The 17,959-nt window shown below is 57.8% G+C and carries 16 protein-coding genes and 2 pseudogenes; 5 read left to right on the top strand and 13 right to left on the bottom strand.

Annotation, left to right across the window (positions count from 1 at the left end; translation table 11 throughout):
* Window positions 1-138 precede the first annotated feature (138 nt).
* Window positions 139-366, top strand: a complete 228-nt coding sequence (locus tag AB7C87_RS18405; RefSeq protein WP_369730962.1) for a hypothetical protein — start codon at window positions 139-141, stop codon at window positions 364-366.
* A 247-nt stretch (window positions 367-613) separates the two neighbouring features.
* Here the strand turns inward: AB7C87_RS18405 and AB7C87_RS18400 are convergent, their stop codons facing one another.
* The 9 genes and pseudogenes from AB7C87_RS18400 to AB7C87_RS18360 all read right to left on the bottom strand — a co-directional run bounded on the left by AB7C87_RS18400 (window position 614) and on the right by AB7C87_RS18360 (window position 7,278).
* On the bottom strand, window positions 614-796 hold the full coding sequence (locus AB7C87_RS18400) for a hypothetical protein (protein ID WP_369730961.1): 183 nt from the start codon (window positions 794-796) through the stop codon (window positions 614-616).
* A gap of 218 nt (window positions 797-1,014) precedes the next feature.
* Window positions 1,015-1,863 (bottom strand): annotated as a pseudogene (locus AB7C87_RS18395) (IS5 family transposase).
* Window positions 1,864-2,577: 714 nt separating this feature from the next.
* Window positions 2,578-2,765: pseudogene (locus AB7C87_RS18390) on the bottom strand (helix-turn-helix transcriptional regulator); the annotation flags it as partial.
* Between the two features lie 9 nt (window positions 2,766-2,774).
* The gene (locus tag AB7C87_RS18385) at window positions 2,775-3,152 is read right to left on the bottom strand and encodes a transposase (RefSeq protein WP_369730960.1); all 378 of its coding nucleotides are present in this window, start codon (window positions 3,150-3,152) and stop codon (window positions 2,775-2,777) included.
* The gene (locus AB7C87_RS18380; protein ID WP_369730959.1) at window positions 3,149-3,817 is read right to left on the bottom strand and encodes an IS630 family transposase; all 669 of its coding nucleotides are present in this window, start codon (window positions 3,815-3,817) and stop codon (window positions 3,149-3,151) included. Before AB7C87_RS18380 ends, AB7C87_RS18385 begins: the two co-directional genes overlap by 4 nt.
* Before the next feature lie 18 nt (window positions 3,818-3,835).
* Window positions 3,836-4,999: a cation:proton antiporter gene (locus AB7C87_RS18375; RefSeq protein ID WP_369730958.1), complete on the bottom strand. Its 1,164-nt coding sequence runs from the start codon at window positions 4,997-4,999 to the stop codon at window positions 3,836-3,838.
* A 9-nt stretch (window positions 5,000-5,008) separates the two neighbouring features.
* Window positions 5,009-6,322: an amino acid ABC transporter substrate-binding protein gene (locus AB7C87_RS18370; RefSeq protein WP_369730957.1), complete on the bottom strand. Its 1,314-nt coding sequence runs from the start codon at window positions 6,320-6,322 to the stop codon at window positions 5,009-5,011.
* A gap of 219 nt (window positions 6,323-6,541) precedes the next feature.
* Window positions 6,542-7,156 (bottom strand): GAP family protein, encoded by a 615-nt coding sequence (locus AB7C87_RS18365; RefSeq protein WP_369730968.1) that lies wholly within the window; start codon window positions 7,154-7,156, stop codon window positions 6,542-6,544.
* Window positions 7,156-7,278 (bottom strand): hypothetical protein, encoded by a 123-nt coding sequence (locus AB7C87_RS18360; RefSeq protein ID WP_369730956.1) that lies wholly within the window; start codon window positions 7,276-7,278, stop codon window positions 7,156-7,158. The genes AB7C87_RS18365 and AB7C87_RS18360 overlap by 1 nt, the downstream gene beginning before the upstream one ends.
* Window positions 7,279-7,791: 513 nt before the next feature.
* Between AB7C87_RS18360 and AB7C87_RS18355 the strand changes: the two genes are divergently transcribed.
* The 4 genes from AB7C87_RS18355 to AB7C87_RS18340 all read left to right on the top strand — a co-directional run bounded on the left by AB7C87_RS18355 (window position 7,792) and on the right by AB7C87_RS18340 (window position 11,961).
* A complete protein-coding gene (locus AB7C87_RS18355) occupies window positions 7,792-8,916 on the top strand; it encodes an HAD family hydrolase (RefSeq protein WP_369730955.1) in 1,125 nt (374 codons plus the stop codon).
* Window positions 8,917-8,925: 9 nt separating this feature from the next.
* Complete coding sequence (locus tag AB7C87_RS18350) at window positions 8,926-10,056, top strand: DUF1214 domain-containing protein (RefSeq protein ID WP_369730954.1); 1,131 nt, start codon at window positions 8,926-8,928, stop codon at window positions 10,054-10,056.
* A gap of 444 nt (window positions 10,057-10,500) precedes the next feature.
* Entirely contained in the window at window positions 10,501-11,103 is a 603-nt protein-coding gene (locus tag AB7C87_RS18345) for a DUF1254 domain-containing protein (protein WP_369730953.1), read from the top strand.
* A gap of 75 nt (window positions 11,104-11,178) precedes the next feature.
* On the top strand, window positions 11,179-11,961 hold the full coding sequence (locus AB7C87_RS18340; RefSeq protein WP_369730952.1) for a DUF1214 domain-containing protein: 783 nt from the start codon (window positions 11,179-11,181) through the stop codon (window positions 11,959-11,961).
* A 193-nt stretch (window positions 11,962-12,154) separates the two neighbouring features.
* Here AB7C87_RS18340 and AB7C87_RS18335 read toward each other — a convergent pair whose 3' ends face one another.
* The 4 genes from AB7C87_RS18335 to AB7C87_RS18320 all read right to left on the bottom strand — a co-directional run bounded on the left by AB7C87_RS18335 (window position 12,155) and on the right by AB7C87_RS18320 (window position 17,781).
* Entirely contained in the window at window positions 12,155-13,024 is an 870-nt protein-coding gene (locus AB7C87_RS18335; RefSeq protein WP_369730951.1) for a DUF4397 domain-containing protein, read from the bottom strand.
* Between the two features lie 163 nt (window positions 13,025-13,187).
* On the bottom strand, window positions 13,188-15,890 hold the full coding sequence (locus AB7C87_RS18330; RefSeq protein ID WP_369730950.1) for a cation-translocating P-type ATPase: 2,703 nt from the start codon (window positions 15,888-15,890) through the stop codon (window positions 13,188-13,190).
* A 223-nt stretch (window positions 15,891-16,113) separates the two neighbouring features.
* Complete coding sequence (locus AB7C87_RS18325; protein WP_369730949.1) at window positions 16,114-17,118, bottom strand: TSUP family transporter; 1,005 nt, start codon at window positions 17,116-17,118, stop codon at window positions 16,114-16,116.
* 18 nt (window positions 17,119-17,136) lie between these two features.
* Complete coding sequence (locus tag AB7C87_RS18320) at window positions 17,137-17,781, bottom strand: dienelactone hydrolase family protein (protein WP_369730948.1); 645 nt, start codon at window positions 17,779-17,781, stop codon at window positions 17,137-17,139.
* Window positions 17,782-17,959: the final 178 nt, after the last annotated feature.

The raw sequence follows: 17,959 nt of genomic DNA, 5'->3' as shown, positions 1-17,959 counted from the left end.
TGAAGACGTATCTCACAAGCAAACTCCCTACGCTGAACTCACCGAGAATCTATGAGTATCTCTGCTGATCCCTATGATACCGAGACCTGTCCAGCATGCGAATCAGACGCGATCGTCCAGCACCGGATCTCCTGACACATGCCGGAGGCATACGACCGGATTCTGGATGTTGTGGCGGAGAACCCGGGAGCCACTGTTGAGGAAATCACGGACCTGGTACATGATCGTGGCTTCCCCAATACAGGTGTCCCGGATTTTCTCACAAAAGCAGAAGACAACGACGATCTTCTCGAGTTTGACGGACGGTACTGGGTAATGAGGACAGGCAAATATCGGTTCCATCGCTACGACCACCCAGAAACCTGACTCCACTGCCAGACCTAAATATTCGAAAAGTGATATTGGGCGATACACCCTGATGAATATAGAGGACCTATGAAGCAAACGGGGCCAATTTAATTTCGAAAATAGGGCTCTGGTGTATCACTAGGCGACATCAACTTCTAAGATAATATTTGGCGGAATGAGGTGCTATTTCCGGGCAATTCTAGTCACAATTTTAAAAGGGATCGGAATTGTTAATTACTTTTTCACACACTATGTATAATTTGTGTTAATCAGGGTAGACTCTCTTTGTGATTTCATCATACTGTTCTTCATCAGCCAACCTGTTCAGTTCATGTTTGGTATCAGAAGAATCTAGGTTACCAATTGTGCTTTTCAATCCATCTTGATTTTCCCAGTGGGAATGATATAGCAGGTCTATTCTTTCGTATGGGTCTATTTCTGATCCCATAAGGCCCGCTCCACTCCCGAATAGAATAAAACCATCACCTGTGTCACACGTAAATGGAAAGTCAAAATCAGTTATTTATTAAATCATTTCATTCACAAGAAGTGGACATATACTACGTGACGACGTCGTGTGGACCAATCACTGCCCTCCGTAGACCTATCCCAGTTTGTGCCACATACGCGCCCTCGGTCTTGTTTAGACGCACGAAATCAGACGAGTTAGGCCCTGATCGATTGTTCGATGTTTCTGACGGTGTCCTTAAGGACGAGCTCTCGGAACGGTCCAAACCACGTTCTTGCCTTAAGTGTTGAACCAAATCGCTTGCGTAACACGAAAAATATCGATTCTGCGATAGACCGTTGATGGTGATTTCATCATCAATCCGAACATTGTGTGCGGCGTCGAGCGAGTAGAACTCACGATGCTTGATCACCGGTCTAATACCCTCGCTTCGCAGCATTTGCCGGGTTTATCCCAATCAAACCCTTTGTCAGCGACGACGGTTTCCACGGTTCTGAGGTTTCATTTCAGCACTTGACGCGCAATCTACGTGTCATGTGGTAGGTTCATTGAGCAGTGTACATCGAGAATAGCTCGCGTAGAATAATCTACAAGAATAGTGGTTTTGACCGGCTTAAACATCTCTTTAACGCGCTTTTCGTAGTTATGGCTAGACGATCGATGAGCGATGCTAGTCGAGTCGATTTCTTGTACCTCTCCGATATCGAATAGTTTCGCCGACAGCCACAACAGCATCCGCCAGACGGGCATTTTGAGATCTTGTTTTCGAGCACAAACGGTGGTGAAGTCCGGCAACTCGTCCGGTGAAAGGCCGAGTTTGGCGACAATAGCAGGCATTTCTCGAAGAACGTCTAGCAACCGTCGGTAGGAGTGATTGCGGTATTCTCAAAGACCATGGATCGCTACGGTCACCCAATCAGCGTAGCTATCTTTTCCTTTACTGAGAGGTTCTTTCGACCGATTTCGACAGCTTCTTGAGACAATTCGACGCATCGTTCGGTGAAGCGGGCCAGTGTGGAGTGTACATCCACCTGGGCTCGCTTCATTTCCTATAATTCCCGACATAGAGACAATATTGATAGCGTCTAAACACGGCCCGCGCCCTCTATTCATCACAGGCTGTTCCACCAGTTATCGAACAGGTGTGTCACTGAGCAAGGGTGAAGACAGCCCTTGCGATATGACCATCCGATGTCGCCAGATCCAACAAAATCACAGGCCTTACAGAGACGTGCGAGTATCGAGATCGGCTGTCAGCTGGTGTTGTGTTTGAATCCCCGTCTGGAACCGCTGAACGATCTCGGACTGATGCTCGGGACACGCCATCGGGATAAGAGCCCCGTCTTGGACCTCGACCATAGGATGGTGCGAATTGTACGGAGCGAGACGGCAACTGGGACACGGTAATCCGCCGGCCGGTCGATGATGCAGGAGATCTGCAGTATCCTCAGACGTTAACCCACAGACCGACGAGAACTGCTCGAGATGGTCATCACAGCTGAGAACAGGGATCGTAAGCTGGTCTAGGAGGAGAAACGACATCTCTCGTTGCCCGCCAGACTGGACGGCAGACTGGCACGCATCACACCCAATAGTCGACAGTGACTGCTCGACATCTAGTGTTGCCATCGTGTACCCGCATGCCGCCACACACGTAAGTCATGGGATGGCCACGCCTCCAAGCAATCGCCGGTAGAGACAGCTTCCTCGACTCGAGAGGAACGTTCTGACAGCAGACCTGCTGGAACAGGACCCAATAGTTAGTCAGCGAAAAGGTCTTCGACGTACTGCTGTTCCCAGTCGCGTCGGGCCCCGGTCTCGCGGATGCCACGCCGCGTTACCGCGTAGACGTTTATCCGACGATCGGCTTCTCCCTTCTCGACGGGTTCTTGTCGACCAACGTGTCGAGGTTCGGGTAGAGCCGACCATGGTGGGTCTCCTTCTCGTATTATAGTGGTTAAGACGAGTTCTTACCAGTAAGATAGGACCAAATGTTTGGTTCGTCGATTGCGTTCAGCCCTCGTGGAATATCGTCTTTCAGCGTCGAGAGATCTGACATAAGGCCGTACTTGAACCACTCTTGCAGTTGATCCCAGCACCCTTCGACGACGTTCCGTTCGGGGAGTTTCGAAGGAAAATGCCACACTTCGAGATCGTCGCCACGCACACGGGAGACCGAACTGTCTCCGACAGTTTCGGTCTCGCGCTCTCCGCTCACGTGTTTCCAGAGATCCCTCGTATAGAAGTAGCCTGCTCGGTCAAGGAAGACCACCAATTCCTCACCAAACTTGTCGGTTAACGCATCTAACAGCCGAATTCCGTGGTGTCTGGTCAAGTTCCCCTTCGTCCAGCAGTAGAAGCTGCCGCCGACTCCCGGGATGTTGCCGTCTCTATCGTCGGATTCGAGCCAATTGGGTACCAGCCACGCCGCTGGACGGTTCCAACGTGCTTGGTGAACTGATCGACGACAACGACGGTTTTCTCGTTCAGTTCGGACCGTTTTTTCCACTGTCTGCTGAAATTCGACTTTCTCCTCGGGGTCAGCTTCGTGATTTGAGGCCGTGCTGTCCGCAAGGACAGTCCGGCCTCTCTCAACAACTCGTACGCGTAGTTCTCGTGGTATTCGACGCCGTACTCCTCTTTGACGTGGTAAAGTAGAAGCTTCGTTGACCACGCTTGCTGATCGTAGCCAAGTTCTGTTGGCGGCTGTTGCAACTGTTCGAAGAGCTGATCACGGTCTTGTCCCTCGATTTTTGCTGGACCTCCTGGTCGAGGAGCGTCGTAGGGATGGTGCTCGATCGGTTCTTTTTCGAACCGATCGTGCCAGTTACGGATCGTTTTCTCGACGACTCCATGACGATCAGCCAACGTATCAAGCTGATCGCCCTGCTTGCGCCCGATCGCCGCGAAAACACGTTCTCGCGGCTCCCCTTCGTCGATCTGCTCTTTGAGTTCGTAGAGTTCCTCAAGCGTGATCTCTCGACCCGATCCATTGTCCACTCTACTACGCTACTACGTTTACATGGCTGTCCGGCGGATAGCGCGTTTGAGAAGTAGCGGCGTCGCGAGTACTGAGACGAACACGAGCGCGAGTACCGCAGAGAAGAGTCGTTCGTCGATGAGCCCAGCAGCGAGGGCCGTGGTACTCACGACCAGCTCGACGCCAGCTCGAGGGAGCATCCCGACGCCGACGACCCACGCCTCATCGGGCGGGTGTCTTGCTAGCCGCGCGCCGAGATAACTCCCACCGACTTTGACGACGACCCCGATTGCGACGACAGCGATCACGAGTGGATCGAACCGAACGAGGACGGAAGGGTCCATTTGTGCCCCGACGTTGACGAAGAACAGCGGAATGAACACGCCGTAGGCGATTCCGACGATTCCTTCTCGGATTTTCGTTTCGCGAAATCGACGCTCACTGCTGACGATCAGTCCAGCGACCAGTCCGCCGACGATGACGTCCAGACCGACGGCGTCGGCGGCGTACCCGAACAGAAACAGGAGGCCCATGATCCCGATCATGTCCGAACCGGTTTGACGAGAACTGGCGAGGAGTCGGGAGATCCGTTCGATCAGAAACCGATGGACGAGGAGTGCACCGACGAAAAACGCGACGACCAGACCAAGAATACGGACGATTTGACCCGCCGACGCGCCAGTCTGTTGGCTCGCCATCACCAGCGAGAACACGACGAGACCGAGGATTTCGGCGGTAACCGCCGCTCCGACGACGTGGTGCCCGTAGCGTGTGTTGAGACTATCGAGATCGAGGAGCGTTCGCGCAGTGACGCCGATCGATGTGACGCCGAGTGTGATCGCCAGTACGAGACCCGTAATTATCGAGTAGCCAAATACCATCCCCGTCACGAGACCGCCGATTGCCGGAAGTCCGACGCCGAACATCGCGATAACGAGAACGGAGCGGCCGCCGCGCTCGAGTTGCTGGACGTCGATTTCCTCGTATCCGGCGTCGAACAACAGCAACATCGAACCGATAGCGGCCAGCAAGGCGAAGGACCCGTCGGGGTCGACAATCTCGAGGACGTACGCGCCGAGAACGATGCCCGCGAGGATTTCGCCGAGGATTACTGGCTCGCCGGCACGTTCGACCAGTTCGCCAAGCAGGAGGGCTGTGGCGAGTGCGACCCCGACCGAAAAAAAGATCTGGATATCCGTCACTGGTACGTCCTATCGCTCGTCCCAAGTTGGCGCCGGGTAGATGGGTTCGGCTTCGCTGACTTGCTCTGGCCACACGAGTTGCTTGCCTGCGTCCGACTGCCACTGGTAGACGACCATCTCTCGCAGGATCGCACCGTCCTCGTCGAACTGCACGGGGCCGTAAAGGCTCTCGAACTGAATCTCGCGAATGGCGTCGTGCACGGTCCCTGGCGTCGGCTCGGCGGCGGCCATGAACGCACGCTGGAACGTTTGGACGACGGCACTGGCCGCTGCGCTGTGGTAGCTGGGTTCGTACCGGTACTCGTTCTCGACGACCGAGATAAACTCGCTCGTCGATCCGAAGACATCGTCCGCGGAGTCGACGGTGGCCGCCCACGGCGACGGGCCGTACCAGTAGTCGCCGTTCTCCCCGGTCTGTTCGCTGAACGAGTCAGTAAGGTTGCCACCCGGTGCCCACGCCATGTCGACGTCGACGGTCTCGCTTGCCAGTTGATGGGCTACGATCACCGCATCGTCCTGGTGGCCGTTCAGGAGGAGAATGTCCGCGTCGGCATCCGCTACCAGCGCAAGGTGCGTCGACAGGTCGGTCGTCTCGGGCGAAAACGTCTCGTCGACGACGATGTCGACTCCCGCCGACTGTAGATTTTGGCGTGCGCCCGCCGCAGTGTCCTCGCTGAACGGATCTTCTTTGACCAGGACTGCCGCCGAGGACGGTGGATCCGGTTGGGCCATCACCATCTCGATGCTCGTGGTAGCGTACGTGTCAGCGGGCGGTAACAGGCTAAAAACCCACTCGTTGTCGCGCTCGAACAGCTGATTGCTGGCACCGCCACCCGCGACCATCGGCCGCTCGGCGTTCGCCGCGACGTCACTGGCCGCCAGCGTAATCCCGCTCGAGTACGGCCCCACCAGATAGTCGATCCCCTCCTCGAGGAGGTCCTGGTAGATGGCTTCGCTCCTCGAGGGGTCGCTCTCGTCGTCTCGCAGGACAAGCGCTAACTCGTAGGTGGTACCGTCGCCCGCTTCGACGCCGCCTGCGTCGTTGATGCGGTCGACGGTCAGTTCGTACGCGTCCGCGTAGAGTCCTCCGAGATCGGAGAAGTCACCGGAGAGACTCATCGAGCCGCCGAGCGTGACCGTGTCCATCGGCGTCTCGTCACCGTTATCGCTCGCTTCGGAAGTGATAGCCGTTGCCGTCGGTTTGCGACTCAGACAGCCTGCGAGGCCGGCGACGCCCGCTCCCCCGGCCGCTTTCAAAAACCGCCGACGATCGGCTTTCGTTGTCTTTCGTACCTGTGTACTCGCGTATGGTCGTCGCGACATCTTCCACTCCAACTCCCTACCACGTTCGCAAAGTAACTTTCCGGCGGGTAGCGTGAGTTTCCTCGACCTGAACCTGTCCACGAGGAACGTCGCCAGTAGCGTCTTAGTGCGGACCGCGACGGTCGCTCTCCGTACACAGTATTCGAAACAGGTCGTCGACCGCGCTTTCGCCGTCTATTCGTGCCGTTGGAGACGCCACGTCGTACGCGGTGATAGGGCTCATCCGACGATGTTATTGATGGTGATCACGACGAAAATGAGAATCACGATTTCGCTCACGATCCACGAATGGTCGTTCATCCACGTGCGAACTTTCGGGAGGAGCGTCTCTGCACGGTCGCCGATCGTAATCAGGGCGAACGATGGAAGCGCCAGGAACAGTAACGTCAGTAACACAAACCCGGTCGCGTACCACAGCGGCTCGCCGTGACTTGCGAGGTAGGTCCCGACGGTGATCGACGTGAGAATGTCGGTCGGAAAGAACCCCATCAGCAGGAATCCGAGCTGAAACGAGAACCTCGGATTCGCGGTCTCGAGCTTCCCCATCCAGGTTGGCGGCTCGGATTGCTCGCGTTTCAGGTAGACGTTCACCATTGCGATGAGGAGGACGGCGAGCAGGAGTAACTGCAATACCCGGTTCGACCCGCCCTGACGAACGCCACTGCCGAAATAATACGCGAGCGTAACGACGAGACTGATCGAGAGGGAGGCTCCGAAGACGAACGCGGCCGAATTCCGACGCCAGTCCTCGCTCGTGGCCAGAAAGATGGCGCTGAGAATTTGCGGCCCACCGATCATAACGAATACCAGCGGGAGAATCACCAGCAAGTTCATCATCCGAGGATAATACGCGTGATCGCGGCCCGTCCGTTGGTACTCGAGAGTTCCTGGTCGTGGCTGTGGCTGACGTCGACCGAAACGCCACAGTCCGAGTGCAAGCCGTCAACTATGCTCATGAGCCCTTCGTTCGGATACTCTTCCCACCGACATTATACCCCTCCCCGCCTTCTCAAAGGGGAGTGTTGCTGGCCAGCACTATCGCTGGAACTCGAGGCAATCGAAAGAACTGCTGAATCCGTGGTGTACAACCCCACTCCTCGCTCTCTCCAACACTCCTCGCTTTCTCCAACACTCTTCGCTTTCTCCAACACTCCTCGCTTTCTCCAACACTCTTCGCTTTCTCCAACACTCCTCGCTCACTCCAATCGTAATTGGCTCGCTTTGACATCCTCCCCGCCCTGAAGGCGGGGCTTTCTCCTTGAATCTCCGCAATTACAGCAGAGGACCGTGATCGCTCACTACTGGTGTCTATCGTCGATTGCAAATTCAAAGAGAGTCATCCATTTACTACCCTCTCCATGTCATGAAATCCTTCTCGAGTCTCGTCACTGTATTATATGGGATGCTGGGATGAGAGAGTGTGAGTCGGTCCCATCCGCTGTAGTGGGACACTCAGAAAGACACGAGCCATGAGCAACGAACAACCAGACACGACGGCGGAATCGGACTTCGAACCGCTGCGAGCAACCCGACGCGCCACACTTCGCGGGGCGGGCCTCGCCGGCGTACTCGCGCTGGGCGCCGGTAGCGCCACGGCCCAGCGAATCGATCCGAGTGCGAACGCCCGCCAGAATCGGAACGAGAGCGCTGAGCCGATTCCGTCCTGGAACGACGGCCAGACCAAGGAGGCCATACTTTCGTTCGTCGAGGCAGTGACCACGCCAGACTCCCCCGGCTTCGTGCCACCCGCTGAGCGCATTGCCACGTTCGACAACGACGGCACGCTGTGGGTCGAGCGGCCAGTGTACGCCCAGCTTGCCTTTACAGTGGACAGAATACAAGAGCTGGCCCCCGAGAACCCGGAGTGGGAGACCGAACAACCCTTCCAGGCGGCACTGGAGAACGACCTCGAGACGTTGGCAGCGGTGAGCCAGCAAGAGCTGGTCGAACTGCTCACTGCCACGCACGCCGGAATGACCACGGCCGAGTTTGAAGAAATCGTGATCGACTGGCTGAACACCGCGCGCCATCCGCGTTTCGACCGGCGCTACACCGAACTCGCCTATCAACCGATGCTGGAGCTGCTCTCGTTTCTGCGGGCGAACGAGTTCGAGACCTTCATCGTCTCCGGCGGTGGCGTCGATTTCATGCGACCGATGAGCGAACCGACGTACGGAATCCCGCCAGAGCAGGTGGTCGGCTCGACTGGGAAGACCCGCTACGAGATCCGGGACGGCGAACCGGTGTTGGTGAAGCTACCGGAGGTCGATTTCGTCGACGACGAGGATGGCAAACCAATCGGTATCCAGAAGTTCATCGGCAGGCAACCCATCGCGGCGTTTGGCAACTACGTCGGAGACCGCGAGATGCTCGAGTGGGCCGATGCAGGGGATGGTCCGCGGCTGTGCCTGCTGGTTAACCACGACGACGCCGAGCGTGAGTATGCGTACAGTATGGATGAAGACCTCACAGGTGAGCCGGCCGACGAGTCTGCCCAGCCATTTATCGACGTGGCAACGGAGCGGGGCTGGGTCGTCACCAGTATGAAAGACGACTGGGAGTACGTCTTCCCCTTCGAGCAAGCAGATAGCTGAGCCAGAGCCATGAGCAACGAGCCACACCACACGACGCCAGAATCGGACGCCGAACTGCTGCGGGCAACGCGCCGAACCGCGCTTCGCGGGGCAGGTCTCGCCGGACTGCTCGCGCTGGGTGGTAGCAGTGCCACTGCCAGCCAAAACCCCTCGGAGGAGAACACCCAGGGGGCTGAAAACGAGACGTCAGCAGATGACGAGACAGTCTCAGTGACGTGGGAGAACTTCCCACGGTCAGAGATACATCTAATAATGGAGAACCTCGTCGAACAGGGCGGGTTCGGCGAGCTTCATCATTTTCGAACGGTAGTCGAACCTGACGTGCGGTTCTTAGCCTTACCCAATCGTGACACGTTCTATTCGACTGGAGTCTTCGACCTCACCGAGCCGGTCACCGTTACCAAACCGGACGTCGGTGACCGCCACCAGTCGATGGTTGTCCTCGATGAGGACGCGTATGTGAAAGAGACGCACCACGACCCCGGCGAGTACACGTTGACCCAGGACGAGGTCGGGACGCGGTACACGTGGGTCATGATCCGCACGTTCGTCGACCCGAACGATCCGGACGACGTAGAGACCGTCCACGGATTACAGGACGAACTCGCAGTGAGCCAGGACTCGGTCGGCACGTTCGAGGTTCCCAACTGGGACCGCCAAGCACACGACGAACTCTTCGCTTCGCTCGTCACACTCATGAAAACGATGGACGACTTTGGCGGCGGGATTGGCGACGTCGATGAGGTCGACCCCGTGGAGTACTTGCTCGTTAGTGTGACACCGAGCGGAGTTCCGCAGCCAGACACGATCTATATGCCAGCGGTCCCCGACCAGAACGATGGCGACACGCCACACACACTCACCGTCGACGACGTCCCCGTCGACGGATTCTGGTCGGTCACCGTCTACAACAGAGACGGGTTTCTCGAGGAGAACGAGTACGACGCGTACTCGTTCAACGACGTGACTGCAGAGCCGGACGACGACGGCAGTATCACGATCCACTTCGGCGGTGACCCCGATCAACCCAACTTCCTCTACACCCCGGAGGAGTGGTTCTACCTGGTTCGGCTCTATGGACCCCGCGAGGAGATTCTCGACGGGAGCTATCAGTTCCCCGAGGCCGAACCGCTCGAGTGACACAGGCGCGGACATCGATGCGCTGGTGACTATACCGAGGGCCGTAATCGCTCGCTACTGGTGTATATCGTCGGTCGGAAATTCAGAGAGAGTCATTCGTTCACCACTATCATCGTGTTCTGAAATCCTTCTCGAGTCTCATCATTGTATTATATAGGATGCTGGAGTGCAAACGTGTGAGTTGGTCCCAACTGCTGTGGACCACTTAGAGAGGCGTGAACCGTGATCAAAGAGACACACCACAAGACGGCGAAATCGGATATCGAACCGTTGCAATCAGCCCGCCGAACTGGGCGTCCTGAGACGAGTACTCGCCGAAAAACTCAGGATTCTGGCAGGATACCTGATGGAGTGTGCCTGTTCCGTACCCGAACGCTGACGCGCCGCGAGGCGCTCCGGAGAGGGGGATTCGTCGCAGGCGGACTCACATTTGGTGGACCGACGGTGACGCGGCCAGTCGTCGCCGATCGAGAGTCCGAAAGGAGCCAGGAAAGTGAGATCGATAGCGGTGTGGTATCGATCGCAGAAGACGCCTACCGCTACGGACTCCAGCAGGTCATCTTCTACGTGACGCGCTTCAATTACACACAAAAAGAGGACAGCGACGTCTTCGTGGGCGTCAATCGGTTGTACTATCCCAACGATGGCCGACCGATAACGGCCGACTTCACGGCCGTCGTCACTCCGAACGCCACCACCCTGTACGGACAGGGTGTCCTCGACCTGCAGGACGACCCCATCGTCATCGAGATGCCCGAAGTTACCGACCGCTACTTCTCGCTGGAGTTGATGACTCAGTACGGAATCTTCCCCCTCTACGCCGGGAATCAGTTTAACGGCACTGACGCGCGGTCGTACCTGATCTTGCTGGACGACTACGAGGGCGAGATCCCGGGCGACTTCCCCGCAACAGACGTCGTTCACGCAGGGACGAAGACCCTGTTAACGATCGTCCGGTATGCACTGCGCGATCCCACGGACGAATCCGAAATCGCCTACGTCAACGACCTGCAGGAGCAGACGACCATCACCCCGCTCAGTGAGTGACTCGAAAACGACCGCTCGGGCGTACCACGGGCGGAGCAGTCAGTCGGTGCTGGCGACTACGAGACGATCCCGCGAATGGCGGAGCTCACAGAACAGCAGGTCGAAAATCAGACCGCCGCGGACTTTTTTCCCCTCCTTAGCCTCGTTCTGAACGACCCGAGCATGTCGCTCATCGATGACTCCCACAAGGAGGCTGTAATGCTCGAGCGACTGGCGGTGGTTGGAATCGGCCCAGGTCTGGAGTTCGACTGGTCCGCCCTCGAGACCGACGTACAGGAGGCGCTGACCACCGGGTTCGAGAACGGGTTCGGGCGCGTCAGAGCCGCCGTCGTGGAGGGAAACAGCGACATCATGGTCGACATGAACGGCTGGAACGTTCTTCAGAACACGGGGGACTTCAGAACCGACTGGTTGACCCGGGCCGCCATGGCCGACTTCGGCTTCGCGGGACCCGATTCGCCCGCGTCTCACGTCGGTGGAATCAAATTCACCGACGCGAACGGCGACCCACTGGACGGATCGAACCGGTACACGATCACGTTCGACCTCGAGGACCTGCCACTAGTCACCGAGTTCTGGGAGATCCCGATCTACGACGCGCAGGGCTACTTCGTCGAGAACGAACTCGACCGCTACAGTATCAACAGCTACATGCTCGAAGAAGGCCTGTTGGACACCGACGGCAACGAACTCGTCATCTCTGTTCAGAACGAGGAACCGGACGATCCCGAGCAGGCAACGAACTGGCTGCCAGCTCCCGAAGGGGACATGCGCTTCACAGCGCGGTTCTATGGTCCCCACTGGTCGCTGGTCGACGGGTCCTACGACATGCCCGAAGTCGTCCCTGCGGAGGAGTGAGACCTTCTATAGTAACAACTGAAACAATGTACACACTGATCGCCGATCAGTCTGGTGATCGAGTGTGTAATGACGTTCAGTGGATACTATACCTTCATCCTAACTAAATTCTTCATACGGTCGGCTATACCTGCGTGAAAACACTCACCACCCCACGACAGCGAGAGTTTTCCACGGCGGGCAGGCAGCAGTATCACTTAGCCTTCTTCGCTTTCTCGTCCTTCTCTGGTTCGTCTTCTTTCGGCTCCTCTTCAAGGTCTTTATCCAATTCGCTTTCTTCAGACTTCTCTTCGTCCGGTTCGACGTCTTCTTCCTCCGGGACGGAATCCTCCGTGAGGAGGATGTCGAACGGCTCATCGGCAGGTGCACCCTCCGGCTCGAGGTAGCCAATCGCGAACGCGGAGTAGACGGTTCCGCCGGCGAGGGAAACGTCGACTTCGAAGACGCTGGTCTCTCGGTCACCCGCCGGATAGATCTCGAGCGTATACTCGCCCTCCGGAACTTCGACGTAGCCGGATTCGCCGAACGCGACGTTCTCGAACAGCGCGTCCCCGGTTTCACCGACAACGACGTCCACCGCTGGCGCGTCGGGTGAGGCGTGGAGGACGCGAACCCGAGCGGTGCCGGGATCGACCGGGCTGTTATCGTCGTCGAGAAACAGTGCCTGGAGGGGCTGGTTTTCGGCGGCCACTTCGCCGATCACTGCGAGGAGACCGTCGACGGTGGGGGCCACATCGCCGGCCTCGACGGTCTCCTCGAGCACTGCTTCGGCCGGGTCTTCACCGGCGGGAACGACCTGGATCGTGTACGTGCCAGGCGCGAGGTCGCGATAGTCGGTGACCGTCCCGTACGCGATGTTCTCACGGACCCGCTCTCCCTCGACGTAGATGTCGACGTCGGGTGCGTCGGGTGAGAGGTGTGCAACTCGAGTCCGGAAGCCGGTATCGGTCGGCTGGTCGTCGTAGTCACTCGAGGCGGTCGTGGTATGTCCGACGCCACTGACCACTACGAGCCCGCCGCCGATCCGTAGAATTCGCCGTCGACTTACGCAATTTTCAGTCATGCAGTTGCCATGAACGCCGATATCGATAATAGTGCTACCAGTTGCAGGCGCAGGCCGATGCAGTTTCCGGGCACAATAGCCAACGCGCTGGGCCATCCGACCGAACCACACACCTCTCGGATTTGGCTAGATACTCGAGGCCATCCAGACGGTGATCCGAAAGTCAGTACCGATCGAATACCCGGTCTTGAACTCGAACGAACACACCGATCAGAACGACGAAAACAGCGACTGAGACGCCGATTTGCAGCCAGTGAACGGCACCAAGCGGTGTCACCCCGAAGAGGGTGCCAATCGGTGTATAGAGAATCACCAACTGGAGCGCAAATGTGACGCCGACCGCAACAACCAACCACGGATTCGAAAGGACACCTAACTCGTACCGCCAGCGGATCGCCTGAATACGAACCCCCTCGAAGACGATCAGTGACGTGAACACCATCGTCTGTGCGAGTTCCAGATTCGACCGATGAAGATAGAAGAGCGGGAGAATTGTGACCATCATGAAAACTGCAATCCCGACGATCGATGTGAGGATACGATCAGTGATTACCCCCTCGTCGATCGGTCGTGGCGGGCGCTCCATGACATCCTCGGCTTCGGGATCGATCCCCATCGTCAGTGCGGGGGCGCTTTCGGTGACGAGATTGATCCACAGTACCTGAAGCGGGGTGATGATGAGCCCGAGTCCAGCGACTGAGCCGGTGAAAATCGACAGGACCAGTCCAGCGTTGCCCGAGAGCAGATAGTTAACGAACTTCCGAACGTTGTCGAAGATCCGTCTCCCCTCGCGGACTGCGTCGTGAATCGTAGCGAAGTTGTCGTCAAGGAGCACGATATCCGACGCTTGTTCAGTGACATCGGTCCCGCGAATGCCCATTGAGACGCCCACATTGGCGTTTTTCACTGCCGGCGCGTCGTTGACGCCATCGCCGGTCATCGCGACGGTGTGGCCCAACTCTTGAAGCGTCTGCAGGATGCGAACTTTATGTTCCGGGGTGGTCCGTGCGAAAATCGCGGTACTGGCGACGGCCGCCCGGAGTTCGTCCTCGTCCATCCCCTCGATGTCGCCACCCGTCAAGACAGTCTCGTTCGCGACCCCAATCCGCTCGCCGATCGCACGTGCGGTGACGGGGTTGTCACCCGTGATCATCGTGACATCGATTCCAGCTTCCTGACACCCGTCTATCGCCGCTGGAACCTCAGAACGAGGGGGATCGAGCATTCCCTGCAGTCCGAGGAATACGAGTTCGTTTTCGATCGCTTCACTGGCTGGGGACGACGTGTCTTCGACCGGACGATAGGCAAATCCCAGCACCCGTAACGCATCTTCTGCGAACGTCTCGATGTGTTTAGTGATTTCCCTCCGCCGCTCGGTCGATAGTTCGCGTACCTCCCCACCGATTAGTTCGCGATCACAGCGCTCGAGGACGACTTCGGGTGCTCCCTTCACGTACGCGATTGCGTCTCCATCGGGAGTGCGATGAACCGTCGTCATTCGTTTTCGCGTCGACGTAAACTCGAGTTCGTCGAGACGAGGATACGCCGCGCGACACTCGAGTGGATTCATTCCGGCTTTCGATGCGGCGGCGAATAGCGCGACTTCCGTCGGCTCTCCGAGGTACGATCTGTCGCCGCTCTCTCGTCGGCCGATATCCGCGTCGTTACAGAGCAGACCACATTTGAGCACGTCGCGCACGCACAGTGGGTGGACGGGTTCGTCGTCGAGAGCCGCTTGCTCGAGCCACGATTCACCGTCCGCAAATTCGTACACATCGCCGCCCGCGTACAATCGCTGGACGGTCATCTCCTCCTCGGTGAGCGTGCCGGTCTTGTCCGTACAGATGACATCGACCGATCCGAGTGCTTCGGCGATGGGCAATCGTCTCACGAGCGCGTTTTTCGCCGCCATCCGTCGTGCCCCAAGCGCGAGTGAAAGCGTGACGACCGCGGGCATCCCTTCCGGAACGGCGGCAACGGCGATGCTGACCGCCGCCAGGAAAATCGTCAGAAGGTCCGTCTCACCGACGAAAATTTCGACGGCGGCAACGATTCCAACGGCGAGCGCGACGCCGAGGGCGATCGTCTTCGCGAGGCGATCCATCTCGATCTGGAACGGCGTTTGTTGAACCGCTGCCGCCTCGAGCGCGGTGGCGATCGATCCGACTTCCGTGTCCATCCCAGTGTCGGTGACGACGACCGTCGCGGCTCCGCTCGTGGCGATGGTATCTTTGTAGACCATATTCCGTCGCTCCGCAAGCGGCGTTGCTTTAGGGAGTACAGCTGTAGACTTGGTTACGGCAACGCTTTCTCCAGTGAGTGGTGATTCGTCGACGTCGAGGTTTGACTCTGAGACCACCCGCCCGTCCGCCGGGATGATGTCACCGCCAGTGATGCGAACGAGGTCTCCGGGAACCACGTTCCGCGAATCGAGTGCTACTTTCTCTCCATCGCGGATAACGATTGCATCTCGTGTCGATAGGTCTCTCAGTGCAGTGATGCTTTGCTCGGCTCGGTAATCTTGGACGAATCCGAAGAACGTAATCAGGAAGACGACTGCGACGATCAACCCCGCGTCCAAGTGCTGTCCAACCACCACCATTATCGCTGCTGCGAGAAGCAACAACCAGATCAGGAGCGACGTCAACTGCTCGAGAAAGACACGGAACGGAGACACCGCATCCTCGAGTTCGAGTTCGTTCTGTCCATACCGGTCGAGTCGCCGCTTCGCTGTATCCTCGCTGAGCCCGTCAGAGGACGACTCGAGTGACTCGTAGATTTCCTCGAGTGTCATCGCGTGCCACTGCGAGTCAGTTGCGACTGATTGCCCATCGACCGGTCGTCCGACGCTCGATTGAGAGTCCATTGCTGGTTAATTTCGGAATCGGGATTCGCGTGATCAATACGCCAGCGTCAATAGAGCGAGGACAACGAATATTCCTACATGGCAGATTTGTTTTGAATCAGTCATGCGGTTCGATACCACAGCGACGTACTAATCGATTGGCGGGTAACCGAACTCGACAGTCAACCGATTATGTCGAATCAGATTGAGGCACCATGTCTTCCTGTCCTGAGCGTACTCGAGTTCAAACAGTTATGCCGAAAAACAGCCCGGCCACGCCGATTCCGAACGCGTAGATTGGGATGACGTAGCGCCAGATTGTGTTTGGGATGACCCGGACGAGGTACGGTGCAATGATCGCTGCAAGGAATCCGCCTGCAAAAACCGATGGAAGGAGGTGCATATCGACCGGAACACCCTGTGAGAAGAGCACGAAGAACGTGAACACGCCGACAAGCGAGACGACGCCTTCCGCGAGCGTGGTGATTGCAACCGCGCTCTTTTCGTAGACGCCAGAGAATATCTGCCCCAGCGTCACGACGGGGCCGTATCCGCCGCCGCCGATTCCTTTGTTCACACCGGCTAAGAGGGCAAATCCCACGAGCCGATGCGGTCGATACGTAATTCTCGTCCGTAGTTTGGCTCGCACGAGCCCGATCACGCCCATCGCCAGAACGAGAACTGAAACGTACGTTTGTATGACGACATCCGAGAGGCCGAGTGCAAAGTACGTCAGCACAACCGAACCGAGTACGGCGACGGAACCAGTCCCGACGAGCAAGAACAGGAGTTTCACCTCATCGTTGAGTGGGCGGATGGAGAACGTGACGTTGTCAACGTCGTGATGAACGAGGCCGGCGACGAATCCGGTGAGCGTCTCCGACAACAGGAGGACGGGCACAACCTGAAGCGGGTCGTACCCCAGGATAAATAACAACGGTGCAAGGCCGGTTCCAAATCCCATTCCCGCTGCGGAGTCCGTTGTTTCGAAGGCAAACGCCATCACGACGATACTCGGAACGAGTACAAGGGAACGCGTTCCAGCGCCGAAAACGAAGATGAGCCCTGCTGTGAGTACAATATATATCACACCGAGGGCCGCAATTCGTCGAAGTACCCGTCTCGGCAGTCGCAACCGCTCTCTCACAGTCTGTTTTCGATCGAGCGCTTCCGCTTCGACGCCAATTTGTCGCGGTGGGGCCGCAGGCGGAATCTGGTCAGCCTTCGGTCCCGTATCCACATCGTCCATCTGACGAGTCACGTCTCATTAGTGTGTTAACTTCTCGGCAAACCACTCACCCGCGTGATCGGCGACTGCCTCGAGCGCGCCCGGTTCTTCGAAGAGATGCGACGCGCCTTCGACGATCTCGAGCGACTTTTCTCCCGTCAGCAGTTCGAACGCGGCCTCGTTCCACTCGAGGACGGGGTGATCGTTGCCCCCGACAATGAAGAGCGTCGCTGCGGACACGCGATCGAGAACGTGTTCCGCCATATCGACGCGGCCGCCACGCGAGACGACGGCCGCGACGTCTGTTTCAGGCCGCGCCGCGGCGCGGAGTGCCGCAGCGGATCCGGTACTGGAACCGAAGTAGCCGATCTGTAGATCGGCGGTGTCCTCGCGAGTTCGAACCCACCGCGTCGCGCCGACGAGACGATCGGTCAACAGCGGGATATCGAACCGCGTTTCGTCGGTTCGGTCCTCGGCTTCGGTGAGCAGATCGAACAGCAACGTTCCAACGCCGCGTGCACGGACGCGCTCGGCAACGAAGTTATTCCGCGGGCTGTGCCTGCTGCTACCGCTTCCGTGGGCGAACAGGACGAGCCCGGTCGCCCCCTCGGGTACGATCAACGCTCCCTCGAGTGCCACGCCGTCGACGGTGACCGTGACGATCGAGTGTTTGTGTGTTCCCATTGATATCGGTTCGACGACCACGGTATTGAGTCTGGAGGGGGAACCGATTGAAGCCACTGAACGTCGGTGCACACCCGATGTGCGATGAAAGCGTGGTTCGAGTGACGCGAGAACCGCGGACGAGCGACCCGGCAGGGACGACCCGTGAGTTGTACGATCGACGTGCAAACAGTTTCAA

This window comes from Natrarchaeobius versutus (genome assembly GCF_041205745.1).
GTDB lineage: Archaea > Halobacteriota > Halobacteria > Halobacteriales > Natrialbaceae > Natrarchaeobius > Natrarchaeobius versutus.
Note: the sequence above shows the minus strand (reverse complement) of the source record. Positions and strands in the feature narration are given on the sequence as shown.

Bases quoted from the DNA above. Each gene is read 5' to 3' on its own strand.
- AB7C87_RS18405 (WP_369730962.1), top strand. From the start codon at position 139: ATGCCGGAGGCATACGACCGGATTCTGGATGTTGTGGCGGAGAACCCG.
- AB7C87_RS18400 (WP_369730961.1), bottom strand. From the start codon at position 796: ATGGGATCAGAAATAGACCCATACGAAAGAATAGACCTGCTATATCAT.
- AB7C87_RS18370 (WP_369730957.1), bottom strand. From the start codon at position 6,322: ATGTCGCGACGACCATACGCGAGTACACAGGTACGAAAGACAACGAAA.
- AB7C87_RS18365 (WP_369730968.1), bottom strand. From the start codon at position 7,156: ATGAACTTGCTGGTGATTCTCCCGCTGGTATTCGTTATGATCGGTGGG.
- AB7C87_RS18360 (WP_369730956.1), bottom strand. From the start codon at position 7,278: ATGAGCATAGTTGACGGCTTGCACTCGGACTGTGGCGTTTCGGTCGAC.
- AB7C87_RS18355 (WP_369730955.1), top strand. From the start codon at position 7,792: ATGAGCAACGAACAACCAGACACGACGGCGGAATCGGACTTCGAACCG.
- AB7C87_RS18350 (WP_369730954.1), top strand. From the start codon at position 8,926: ATGAGCAACGAGCCACACCACACGACGCCAGAATCGGACGCCGAACTG.
- AB7C87_RS18340 (WP_369730952.1), top strand. From the start codon at position 11,179: ATGGCGGAGCTCACAGAACAGCAGGTCGAAAATCAGACCGCCGCGGAC.
- AB7C87_RS18335 (WP_369730951.1), bottom strand. From the start codon at position 13,024: ATGACTGAAAATTGCGTAAGTCGACGGCGAATTCTACGGATCGGCGGC.
- AB7C87_RS18330 (WP_369730950.1), bottom strand. From the start codon at position 15,890: ATGGACTCTCAATCGAGCGTCGGACGACCGGTCGATGGGCAATCAGTC.
- AB7C87_RS18325 (WP_369730949.1), bottom strand. From the start codon at position 17,118: ATGGACGATGTGGATACGGGACCGAAGGCTGACCAGATTCCGCCTGCG.
- AB7C87_RS18320 (WP_369730948.1), bottom strand. From the start codon at position 17,781: ATGGGAACACACAAACACTCGATCGTCACGGTCACCGTCGACGGCGTG.